Origin of the sequence: Rhodococcus jostii NBRC 16295, assembly GCF_001894825.1 — a bacterium.
Lineage (GTDB): Bacteria > Actinomycetota > Actinomycetes > Mycobacteriales > Mycobacteriaceae > Rhodococcus_F > Rhodococcus_F jostii.
The window spans coordinates 36,915-47,825 of record NZ_BCWY01000073.1; the positions used below are offsets into that span (position 1 = coordinate 36,915).

A 10,911-nucleotide genomic window follows, 5' to 3' on the forward strand; every position below is an offset into this window, starting at 1 on the left:
CCACATTCACAACGTCATCATCTGAAAGCAGGATCATGCTCAACCTGGCCACCATGCTTGCCGACACTGCTCGACGCACTCCCACCAGAACCGCTGTCATCGAAGGTGACCGAACCCTCACCTTCGGTGAAATCGACGCGGCCGCGAACAGTGTTGCCCGTTTTCTTCTCTCACGGGGGTTGCGCCCAAGCGACCGCGTTGCCCTGACGATCGCGAATGTCGTCGAGTTTCCGATCGTCTACTTCGGCATCCTCAAGGCCGGTGGAGCCGTCGTGCCGCTCAACACGATGCTCAAGCGCGAGGAGGTTGCCTACCACCTCCGTGACTCGGGCGCGACGGCGTACTTCTGTACCGTGCCGGGGCTCGACGACGAGGCGTGGCGCGGATTCCAGGACGTCGAGTCCTGCGAGCATCTGGTCACCCTTGGCTCGGCATTGCTCGATGAGCCAGGCGTGGGAACAACCTTGGCTGACGCATTGGCCGAACACCCCGCGGAAGAGGTCCTGCAGGTGACCGAGGCAACGGACACTGCGGTGGTCCTGTACACGAGCGGGACGACCGGCAAGGCGAAGGGGGCGGAGCTCACCCACGCCAACATGGTCCTCAGCGCCATCGGGCATAACCAACTGCTCGACGCCCGCGCCGACGACGTACATCTGGTCACTCTTCCGCTCTTCCACTCGTTCGCACAGACCGTCCAGCTGAACGCCGGTTTCGCAATGGGTGCCACCCTGGTCCTGCTGCCACGATTCGGCGCAGCCGAGGCTTTGGCGTTGATGACGCAGCACCGGGTGACGGTCTTCGCCGGTGTCCCGACGATGTACTGGGCTCTGCTCAACAAGGCCGCTGACGGAATGGACGTTGACCTCGCCGGTCTCCTGCGAATCGCGCTTTCCGGCGCAGCTGCCATGCCCGTCGATGTGCTGGAGCGGTTCCGGGATGTCTTCGGTGTCGGAATCCGGGAAGGCTACGGACTCTCCGAAACCAGTCCGACCGTCACGTTCAACCCGCTCGACCAACCAAACCGGTCGGGATCGATCGGCAAACCGATCTGGGGAGTAGAGGTGAAGCTCATCGGCGAGCACTGGAACGAGGTTCCCGCCGGTGAACCAGGAGAACTCGTCGTACGTGGATACAACGTGATGAAGGGATACCTGGGGCGGCCCGAGGCGACACAGGAAGTGATCCGCGACGGCTGGTTCCGCACGGGCGATATCGCAACGCGAGACGAGGACGGCTACTACTTCATCGTCGATCGCGCCAAGGACTTGATCGTGCGGGGAGGCTTCAACGTCTACCCGCGCGAGCTCGAGGAGGTGATCATCGGCCATCCAGAGGTCAGCCTCGTGGCCGTCGTCGGAATCCCCGATGAGCGAATCGGTGAGGAAGTGAAAGCCTTCGTCATCCGTGAGCCCGGATCGGAGTTGAAGGAGGAAGACCTGATCGGCTGGTCACGGGAACGGTTGGCGGCTTACAAGTACCCGCGCCTGGTGGAGTTCAGGGACACCTTGCCGATGAACGCGACAGGAAAGCTCCTCAAGCGGGCTCTGCGATGATCACGCCGTTGGCGTGGGCGCCGGCGCGCGCTAGCGTCGACTGTGGCACGAGTCGCAGTTTCGGCATACCGGTGCGAGAAGGTGTTGTGACGTTGTATTCCGTCGATACGTTGCGAAGCAACGAGCACGACCAGCGCGAGCGCGGTGATTGGTGGCGCGATCAGGTCTCGTCGATCCACTGTCCGATGGCCTTCTCCCTTGCGGACAGCTACCAGGGAACCCTTGAGCATCAGCATTCGGACACGTACCAGCTAATTCGTTGGTGGGGCGAAGCGGAGGTCCTCTCCCGCACGGCAGCGGACATCCGCCGACATCCACATGGCGCCTACGAACTGCTCATACCGGTCCGCGGTGAAGTGATCCTCGAGCAGGATCGTCGTGAAGCCACGATCACACCGGCGGTCATGGCTCTCACATCGCTGGACACCGCGACCGTTCTGCGCCATGGGGATGGCTTCTCCTCTGTTGCATTCGTGATTCCACGTGACCGGATCGAGGCGCGGGTGCCGACATTGCCGCACGCCGGCACCGTCCTCGATGCGACATCTGGACTGGGACGCATCGTTGTCGACGTGGTCAGTAGTCTGCGCAGGGAGCGGCACGAGCTCACCGGCAGTCAGTTCGACGCGATCGCCGACCGAATCGTGGATCTCGTGGCGCTCACCTACAACGCGGACACCGCCGCCCCTTGCGTCGACGTTCAGGAGGGGTTGGTCACCGCCATCCGGCGCTTTGTTCGGGAGAATGCGCACGACCCGAACCTCACAGGAGCCGTGGTCGCGACGCGCCTCGGCTGGTCGCTCCGGCACGTTCAGGCCCAATTGCAGCGGATTGGGACAACACCGTCGGACCTCATCCGAGAGGAGCGTCTGGCGTTGGCCCGGTTGCGTCTGCAGGACCGTGGCTGGAGCCACCAGAGCGTGACCCAGGTGGCATACTCCTCGGGGTTCGGCGACCTCAGCACCTTCAGTAACGCGTACCGGCGAGCCTTCGGTGAGCGCCCATCCGACACACGTTCCGCGGCATCCGAAAACGACTGAAACAGCAGACCCGCGGGTCGGCTCGAGCGTGACGACCCGGACCTGCCCGCGGGCCTGCTCATGCCTTGCGCGCGGTGCAAGCGGAATGCGCTGCCCCCCAAGAGATAACGCCAATACGGTCCTAGCGTAGAGAGCATGAATAGTGCAACGACCTCCGAAGTGCGACCGGGATTCGACTCCCTCTTCTCCGTCGCCGGGAGGACCGCCGTCGTCACCGGTGGCTCACGAGGGATCGGCGCCATGATCGCCCGCGGCCTGGCACTGGGCGGTGCCCAGGTAGTCATCACCAGCCGAAAGGAAGAACAGTGCCGCGCGACGGCCGAAGCCATCAATGCTGAGGCAGACGCTGCGGGAACGGCAGGACGCTGCACCCCCGTCGCCGGTGACCTGTCATCGGCCGAAGGGATGACCGGTCTGGTCGACTGGCTCGGCGAGCACCTGACAAGCATCGACATCCTGGTGAACAATGCCGGGGCCACCTGGGGTGCAGCACTTGAAGAGTTTCCCCTCATCGGGTGGACGAAGGTACTCAACACCAACCTTGTCGCTCCGTTCTACCTCATCACGGGCACGCTTCCGCTTCTGCGCAATGCGGCACGCCCCGACCGGCCCGCTCGCGTCATCAACATCGGCAGCGTGGATGCCTTGGCAACGCCGAGCTGGGAGAACTACTCCTACAGTGCGAGCAAAGCGGGGCTGCACATGCTCACCCGCCATCTGGCCAAGCAATTGGCGTCCGAGGGCATCACCGTCAACGCGATCGCCCCCGGCCCGATCCTGACGGACATGCTCGGACACGTCGCGGCGGATCCAGAGGTCGAGTCCGAGCTCCTCGAGCGCGTCCCACTGGGCCGCTACGGACAAACCGACGATCTGATCGGCACGGTCCGGTTCCTGGCCTCCCGTGCCGGCTCCTATCTGACCGGCAGCATCATTCCGCTCGACGGCGGGATCTCCGGCTGCGCCGGCTGAATGAGAACCAACCTGCACCTTCTTCCACACACAGCAATCACCGATTCGAGGAACAACCCATGCCTGAAGCCCGTTATCGCCGCCACCGCCGTTCACCGATCGGGAAAACGATCACGGGCTCATTGACGGACATTCGGCCCGATGACCTCACCGTCCAGATGGCCAAAATCACTCCACTCGCGCGCATCGTCAACGTGTACGCCCCAAGCCCGCACCGAGCGCTTCTCAGCGCCAACGTCAACGGTGGGGCCATCGCAGGAGGCCGAACCTGGGCAGACCCGCGCGGGGCCCGGCCTCGAAACCATGTGCGTAGCGGAGGACAGGGCATGGCCCTGCTCCTCGAACGGCTCTCCTGACCCGAAGTCACATCCAATCCCTGGAAGGAACCTCATTTCGTGAGCGCATCACCTCATCCCGAACGCCGCCGCACCGCCATCGTCACCGGTGCCGCACGGGGAATCGGCGCCGCCGTCGCACAGCGGCTCGCAGCAGACGGGCACGCTGTCGCCGTCCTCGACCTCGACGAAGCCGCCGCCCTGAACGTGGTCGACACGATCACCCAGGCCGGGGGCACCGCACTTGCTGTCGGCGCAGACGTCTCTAACGGAACTGCTGTCGAGAAAGCAGTGGACAAGATCACGGCAGAGCTCGGGGCACCGGTCGTTCTGGTCAACAACGCCGGCATCACCCGCGACAATCTTGTGTTCAAAATGTCGGCGACCGACTGGGATACCGTGATGAACGTCCACTTACGTGGCTCGTTCCTGATGACGAGAGAGGTCCAGGGACACATGACTCAGGCTGGTTTCGGACGAATCATCAACCTCTCGAGCGTGTCGGCGCTCGGAAACCGCGGTCAAGCAAACTACGCCGCAGCCAAAGCCGGGCTGCAAGGTTTCACCAAGACCCTCGCCCTCGAACTCGGCAAATTCGGCGTTACCGCCAACGCCGTTGCTCCCGGTTTCATCGAGACCGAGATGACCGCCGCGACGGCAGCCCGAATGGGAATGAAATTCGACGAACTCAAGAAGAGGGCGGCCGCCGACATCCCCGTCGCCCGAGTTGGGATCCCCGACGACATCGCACACGCGATCTCATTCCTTGCAAGTGAGGAAGCCGGATTCGTCTCCGGGCAGGTTCTCTACGTCACCGGAGGATCCAAGATATGAAGACGCTCAACGGAATCGACGAACTGCAGGCCGTGGCGAACACCCGGATCGGCCACTCGTCATGGCACAAACTCACCCAGGAGAAAATCGATGCATTTGCTGACGCAACGGGTGACCACCAGTGGATTCACGTCGATCCACCACGCGCTGCTGACGGACCGTTCGGCGCCACCATCGCCCACGGGCATCTGCTGACTTCGATGATCCCGATGCTTGTATGGGAGGTCTACGTCGTCGAGGGCGTTCGAATGGGGATCAACTACGGGTCGAACAAGGTTCGATTCCCAGCACCCGCACCCGTCGGCTCACGGATCCGGGCTGCGGTTGACATCGCAAACGTTGATACCGTTCCCTCGGGGGTCCAAGTCGTCACGGCCCTCACGATCGAACGCGAGGATGCCGACAAGCCGGTTTGTATTGCTGAGATCGTCAGCATCTACGTCCCGAATTAACGTCGCGAGATTTGCTTAATCCCCACTGGATAGATTGCACGATGACGAATGTCGATGGGGCTGCACCCGCATTGGTTGACATCTGACCTGCGGAGATCAGTCGTCACGGTGGAAGGATGCTGCAATATCGACGCTATTTCCTCGAAGTATTCCGTCGCGACGTGGTCGCCGTCGCGTGAGCCCTGACCTCGCTCGTTACCCCTCGACGTCCAGGTCGCGCCTGACGTAACAACGGAAGCTGACCGTCCTCCGCGGGTTCGGTTGAGTGGTCGCCGGCTTCCCAGTGTCGGTTGTTGCCACGGGAGGAATTGGCTCTGTCGTGTGGGGAGCGGGTTGCGGCTTGGTCACCCCGATCCGCGGCTCAGTGGACACTCAGCTCATCCCAGTCCTGGCAGGTAGGTGCGCGAATGCGCATCTTCCGGGCCGGCCATCGGAAAGGCCCCGCACTCGGTGCTGCGCTCGCTCTGACGCACTGCCCGGTGTGCGCCGGTCTCGTCATCGACCTTCCCCGCTCTGGCGCAATAGTTACAATCTCTGCCTAAAAAGTGCAGTGAAGTGTGTATTGCTGTGGCATGAGGTCGGATAGTCGGGTTCATGGGCTGCTCGTGGGCATCAACGGTCTCAAGCTCGCCCACCACATCGTGCGATCCGAACCCCTTGCCCCGCGTCTTGGTGGTCAGCTTGGAGCTGTGCTCGCTCCACCTGCAGAAGTCGCACTCCCTCGAGACGATGCTGTCGTTCCTCGTGTTCGGTGACGGATGCGCCGCAGTCCTGATATCGGCCGACGAGGAGGGCATCGCCCTGAACTCGTTCAACGCGGTCATGGTGCCGGACACGGCGGACCTGATCGCATGGCGGATCGGCGGTATCGGCTTCGACATGGTGCTTTCCGGCAAGGTTCCCGGCGCACTGTCCCGCGCACTCGACGAGCAAAATCTGAAGACGATCCTCGCTGGAGCGAACAAGGAATCGATCGACCTCTGGGCAGTCCACCCGGTTGGGCGCTCGATCCTCGACGCCGTCGAGGATGCGGTCGGACTTGCGCCGGACGCGCTCGCCGCGTCCCGGCACGTCACACGACGCAGCGGTGGTATTACGGGAGTATCGGCGAGATTCGGATCGGGCATCGTGTGCTCCCGGACGGCAGTCCGATCAGTGCCTGTCGGTGATCTGGGTCGGCTACCGTGGGATCTGTGTCAGCACGTAAATCAGGGCGTGCACGCAAGATGATGCCCAGCCCCGAGGTTGCGCTCGACTTCGCTCGGGAATGGGTGGAGTTCCTCGATCCCGACAACGCAGAGCATCTCATCGCCGCGGACATGACGTGGCTGCTCTCGCACTGGACCTGCGTATTCGGCACCCCGGCCTGCCAGGGCATCATCGCGGGCCGACCCGACGACGGCTGCTGCTCGCACGGCGCCTTCTTGTCCGACGAGGAGGATGTCGAGAGGTTGCACGAGTCCGTGAAGCTGCTCAGGCCTGCGGACTGGCAGTTCATGAGGCAGGGTCTCGGGAAGAGGGGATACATCGAGGAGGACGAGCTCGAGGACGAGCCGGCGCTGCGCACCCGCCGCTACCAGGGGGCGTGCATCTTCCTCAACCGTCCCGGATTCGCAGGTGGCATCGCGTGCGCGCTGCACTCGATGGCGCTCGAGCGCGGCATCGAGCCGCTCGAGGTGAAGCCGGATGTGTGCTGGCAGCTGCCGATCCGGCGCACCCAGGAATGGGTGGAGCGACCCGACGGAGAGCAGATCCTGAAGACGACGATCACCGAGTACGACCGCCGCGGCTGGGGTGAGGGCGGCGCGGACCTGGACTGGTACTGCTCCGGCTCGCCGGACGCGCACGTCGGCGCCAGGGCGGTGTGGCAGTCGTATGCGCCGGAGCTCACCGAATTGCTCGGTGAGGCCGCATATCGGGAACTCGCGCGGCTGTGCAAGCGACGCCAAGTCCTCGGCCTGGTCGCCGTGCACCCGGCGACCGCGATCGCCGAGAAGAATTCCCACTGATGGGTTGTTGGGGAGTGCGCGAACCAAAGTAGTTTGCACTTATAAGTGCAAATCGCTACGATTTGTGGCATAGGAGGTGCTTGAGATGAGCGCAGTAGTGACCGATCGGGCCGCAAAGACCACCCTCACGGTCACTTCCACGGAGGTCGAGCAGGCCGGCGCGGTCGATCCCCGCAACCTGGAGTCGGCGGTACCACCGGAGCTTGCGCGGATCCTTACCGCGGTTGTGGCAGTTGTTGCCGCTGGCGGCACCGTCACGATCGGGTCGGTGCCGAGTGAGGTCACCACCACGACCGCGGCCCAGATGCTGGATATATCCCGCCCGACGCTAATGAAGCTCATCGGCGAGGGCGAGATCCCCGCCCACAAAGTCGGTAGCCACACCCGGTTGAAGAGCAGCGACGTCATTGCTTACCAAGAGCGACTGCGTGACGCGCAGCGAGTAGCGTTCGATGACCTTCGCGCGTTCGAAGACGCAGAAGGCATGACGTACTGACCGGTGCTCCGCGTCCCACGGGACCCCTGCGTTTATCCTCGTCGGGTGAGTGCAGGGGTTCTGACGGATGCAAACGTCCTCTATTCGAGGACGCTGAGGGACTGGATATGTCTCCTCGCCATTCGGCGGGCGCCGATGTTCCACCTGAGGTGGACCGAGGACATCCTCGCTGAGCTGGTCTATCACATTCGGAAGAAGCACCCGCAGTACTCTGACGCGCAGGTCGGCGGGATTCGGGACCGAGTCATCGCGGTGTCCCCACGCGGCCGGATTAGAGGCTATGTCATCGATTCCGGCCTCACGTACACCGACGACTACGACGCCCACCTGCACGCCGCCGCCGAGCACGGCCGAGTCCAATATGTCGTGACCGACGACAAACGGTTCCTGGACTTCGCTGCAGCGAACGACGAGATCCTCGCCTACGAGGTGTACACGGCGGATGACTTCCTGATGCTGGTGAACCAGAGCTCACCTGCCGCGGTGCGCGAAGTGCTGCTCGAGCAGATCGACTACCACCGGCGGCGCGGCGGTGCGTTCAACCTTCCTGCCTCCCTGGAGGCTGCTGGGGCAACAGATTTCGCGCAGGTGATCCGCGAAATGATGCGCAGTCGAGCCGTCGCCGACGCGCTCGCACGTCCGCTCACCGCCACCGCGGAATGACCGCTACGGTCCGGCCTGGCATTAAGTGATTGCGTCGCGCGTAGATAGTGGCCGCTGGGCGACGAGATCAGCTCGGCCTCCCACCGAGATACTCCAGCGTGTGGCCACCTGGATCTCGCAGGCGATCGCGGGCGGCGCGGTACTGGTGCGACAGGACTCGTCGACCAGGAAGTGATTCGCGTTCAGATCGGGCGGGCTGGTGCCGCGGGGCCGCCCCAGCGCGCGCCTGCGCCGTAGGGTTCGGTACCGCTGCGACCCGAGTCCGGGAGACGCTGCACCGCCGAAATTTCCGGCACAGTCGTCGGTGAGTAGACGGTGGGCCGCAAGGCGCACGCCCGCTCGCCGCCCTGAACACAGAAATCGTCACAGCCGCCACACTAAATCCCCAGCCGCCGAGACAATTTCGGTATTTCGTTGGAGATCAACCCCTGCCATGGCGAGCCACGCTCGTCCTGCAGGAGGCTCGGTGAATGTGAGTTTGAGTTCCAAGAGGGTCGTGGTGGTCTGCCCACATGGACAATGTCTTTAGACAATTGAAATGTCAGTTCGGGTGAGCTTCCTCATTACCGAGACGGACCTGCCGTTACTGTGTGCGGTCGACGATTGCCGATGTAGAAGGAGAGCACGATGGCGGTATCACCGAGGAATTCCGAAGGTTCGGCGAAGAGGACGACCAAGGAGATCCGTGAGTGGGCGATCGGAGAGGGCCGTGAAGTGTCGCCCCGCGGTCGGATTCCGGCCGAGATCGAGCGAGCCTTCCATGACGCTCAGGCAGAAACGGCGCCAGCGAGGAAGGTAACCGCAAAATCGTCGGTCGCGAAGAAGACGGTCGCGAAGAAGACGGTCGCGAAGAAGACGGTCGCGAAGAAGACGGTCGCGAAGAAGGCGGCTGCGAAGAAGACGGCGGCGAAGACAACAGCGCCGAAGACGACGGCCGCGGAGGAGATCGCGACGAAGGCGCCGGCGAAGAGCGCGGCGGCGGTCAGCAAGGCTCCGGCGAAGGCGACGACCAAGGAGATTCGCGAGTGGGCGATCGGAGAGGGCCGTGAAGTGTCGCCCCGTGGTCGGGTTTCGGCCGAGATCGAGCAAGCGTTCCTTGACGCTCAGGCAGAAACGGCGCCAGCGAGGAAGGTAGCCGCGAAGTCGTCGGCCGCGGAGAAGACGGTCGCGGAGAAGACGGTCGCGGAGAAGACGGTCGCGGAGAAGACGGCTGCGAAGACGACGGTCGCGGAGAAGATCGCGACGAAGGCGCCGGCGAAGAGCGCGGCGGCGGTCGGCAAGGCTCCGGTGAAGGCGACGACCAAGGAGATTCGCGAGTGGGCGATCGGGGAGGGCCGTGAAGTGTCGCCCCGTGGTCGGGTTTCGGCCGAGATCGAGCGAGCCTTCCATGACGCTCAGGCAAAGGAGGTTCAGGCAGAAGCGGTGCCGGCGAAGAAGACGCCTGCGAAGGAGATGGTCGCGGAGAAGGCAGTCGCGGAGAAGGCAGTCGCGGGGAAGGCTCCGGCGGAGACGTCGGGTGCGAAGACGTCGGGTGCGAAGACTTTGGGTGCGAAGACGTCGGGCGCGAAGACGGCAGGGGCGAAGACGGCGGCTGTGGAATCGGCGGCGGAGACGACGGCCGTGAAGAAGAAGGCTGCGGGGAAGGCTCCGGTGAAGACGTCGGTGGCGAAGACGGCAGGGGCGAAGGCGGCTGCGGATGTGACGGCCGTGAAGAAGGCTCCGGTGACGGGAGCGGCGGCGGGCTCCGCTCCGGCGAAGGCGACGACCAAGGAGATTCGCGAGTGGGCGATCGGGGAGGGCCGTAAAGTGTCCTTCCGCGGTCGGATTTCGGCCGCGATTGTGCGAGCATTCCATGACGCTGCGGCGAAGTTGCCGCTCCCGCTCGGTTGAAACGGGTGGGGGGCCGCCGTTGAGCGTGACCGACCGACTCCTGTTGCCGCGGTACGCCGTCTCGGGTGATCACGTGTTCGGCACCGTGGAGGTCGACCTTCTTCGTTTTCGCCGGTGATCGGGATGTGCCCGCCCCGCCGGGGCGGAACCCGCCGGGGAGCTGGGTCCTACGGCGGCATTCACGCCATGGTCGTGGGTCCGCGCAGGCGTTCGGTTTCCGCCGCATGCATCTATACGGTGTTGACTCCGATGCGTCCGCCGTCGACGTCGAGGACGGTGCCGTGTACGAAGCGGGCGTCGTCGGAGGCGAGGTAGAGCACGGCGTGGGCGATGTCTTCGGCGGTGCAGGGCCGGCCTGCGGGTGTGGAGTGCATCAATGTGTCGGCGGGGGAGTCGGTGTCGGGTCCGGCGGGGCGGATGACGCCGGGGGAGACGGCGTTGACGCGGAGCCCCTTCGGGCCGAATTCCGCGGCCCAGGATCGGGTCAGGCTCTCGATCGCGGCCTTGGAGGAGGCGTAGATGGGCCGTGTGGGATTCCGAGGCGGGCCACCCATGAGCCGAGGTTGATTACGACGCCGCCACCGTTTTCGGTCATGTGTGGGGCCAGGGCCTGTACCAGGAAGATGGGTGTCTTGACGTTGACGGCGTAGATGCGGTCGACGAT

At 64.0% G+C, this 10,911-nt stretch carries 11 protein-coding genes and 1 pseudogene; 10 read left to right on the plus strand and 2 right to left on the minus strand.

From position 1 onward, the window contains the following. The first annotated feature begins 35 nt into the window (after window positions 1-35). From RJ1_RS33445 to RJ1_RS49025, 10 genes are all read left to right on the plus strand, one after another. Window positions 36-1,556, plus strand: a complete 1,521-nt coding sequence (locus tag RJ1_RS33445) for a long-chain-fatty-acid--CoA ligase (protein WP_073366749.1) — start codon at window positions 36-38, stop codon at window positions 1,554-1,556. Further along, window positions 1,553-2,596, plus strand: coding sequence for a helix-turn-helix transcriptional regulator (locus RJ1_RS33450; protein ID WP_240319662.1), 1,044 nt, complete (start codon window positions 1,553-1,555; stop codon window positions 2,594-2,596). Before RJ1_RS33445 ends, RJ1_RS33450 begins: the two co-directional genes overlap by 4 nt. Window positions 2,597-2,731: 135 nt before the next feature. After that, a complete protein-coding gene (locus RJ1_RS33455) occupies window positions 2,732-3,568 on the plus strand; it encodes an SDR family oxidoreductase (protein ID WP_073366750.1) in 837 nt (278 codons plus the stop codon). 395 nt (window positions 3,569-3,963) lie between these two features. Then, a complete protein-coding gene (gene fabG, locus RJ1_RS33460; RefSeq protein ID WP_073366751.1) occupies window positions 3,964-4,737 on the plus strand; it encodes a 3-oxoacyl-ACP reductase FabG in 774 nt (257 codons plus the stop codon). After that, window positions 4,734-5,189, plus strand: a complete 456-nt coding sequence (locus tag RJ1_RS33465) for a MaoC family dehydratase (protein ID WP_073366752.1) — start codon at window positions 4,734-4,736, stop codon at window positions 5,187-5,189. The genes fabG and RJ1_RS33465 overlap by 4 nt, the downstream gene beginning before the upstream one ends. 657 nt (window positions 5,190-5,846) lie before the next feature. Beyond that, window positions 5,847-6,419 carry a beta-ketoacyl-[acyl-carrier-protein] synthase family protein gene (locus RJ1_RS33470; protein WP_240319661.1) on the plus strand — a complete coding sequence of 191 codons (573 nt, stop codon included), beginning with the start codon at window positions 5,847-5,849 and terminating at the stop codon, window positions 6,417-6,419. Then, on the plus strand, window positions 6,416-7,198 hold the full coding sequence (locus tag RJ1_RS33475) for a DUF3109 family protein (RefSeq protein WP_073366754.1): 783 nt from the start codon (window positions 6,416-6,418) through the stop codon (window positions 7,196-7,198). Before RJ1_RS33470 ends, RJ1_RS33475 begins: the two co-directional genes overlap by 4 nt. Window positions 7,199-7,283: 85 nt before the next feature. Next, a complete protein-coding gene (locus RJ1_RS33480) occupies window positions 7,284-7,694 on the plus strand; it encodes a helix-turn-helix domain-containing protein (protein ID WP_073366764.1) in 411 nt (136 codons plus the stop codon). A 45-nt stretch (window positions 7,695-7,739) separates the two neighbouring features. Next, a complete protein-coding gene (locus tag RJ1_RS33485; protein ID WP_240319660.1) occupies window positions 7,740-8,357 on the plus strand; it encodes a PIN domain-containing protein in 618 nt (205 codons plus the stop codon). 627 nt (window positions 8,358-8,984) lie between these two features. Continuing rightward, window positions 8,985-10,247, plus strand: coding sequence for an Lsr2 family DNA-binding protein (locus RJ1_RS49025; RefSeq protein WP_073366756.1), 1,263 nt, complete (start codon window positions 8,985-8,987; stop codon window positions 10,245-10,247). Between the two features lie 230 nt (window positions 10,248-10,477). On the opposite strand, the gene RJ1_RS33495 is transcribed toward RJ1_RS49025, so the two are convergent. Further along, complete coding sequence (locus tag RJ1_RS33495; protein ID WP_369691065.1) at window positions 10,478-10,744, minus strand: SDR family NAD(P)-dependent oxidoreductase; 267 nt, start codon at window positions 10,742-10,744, stop codon at window positions 10,478-10,480. Further along, window positions 10,721-10,911: pseudogene (locus RJ1_RS49030) on the minus strand (SDR family NAD(P)-dependent oxidoreductase); the annotation flags it as partial. The gene RJ1_RS33495 and the pseudogene RJ1_RS49030, both read right to left, overlap by 24 nt.

Coding starts and splice junctions, on each gene's coding strand:
- RJ1_RS49025 (WP_073366756.1), top strand. CDS start 8,985: ATGGCGGTATCACCGAGGAATTCCGAAGGTTCGGCGAAGAGGACGACC.
- RJ1_RS33455 (WP_073366750.1), top strand. CDS start 2,732: ATGAATAGTGCAACGACCTCCGAAGTGCGACCGGGATTCGACTCCCTC.
- RJ1_RS33480 (WP_073366764.1), top strand. CDS start 7,284: ATGAGCGCAGTAGTGACCGATCGGGCCGCAAAGACCACCCTCACGGTC.
- RJ1_RS33450 (WP_240319662.1), top strand. CDS start 1,553: ATGATCACGCCGTTGGCGTGGGCGCCGGCGCGCGCTAGCGTCGACTGT.
- RJ1_RS33475 (WP_073366754.1), top strand. CDS start 6,416: ATGATGCCCAGCCCCGAGGTTGCGCTCGACTTCGCTCGGGAATGGGTG.
- RJ1_RS33465 (WP_073366752.1), top strand. CDS start 4,734: ATGAAGACGCTCAACGGAATCGACGAACTGCAGGCCGTGGCGAACACC.
- RJ1_RS33445 (WP_073366749.1), top strand. CDS start 36: ATGCTCAACCTGGCCACCATGCTTGCCGACACTGCTCGACGCACTCCC.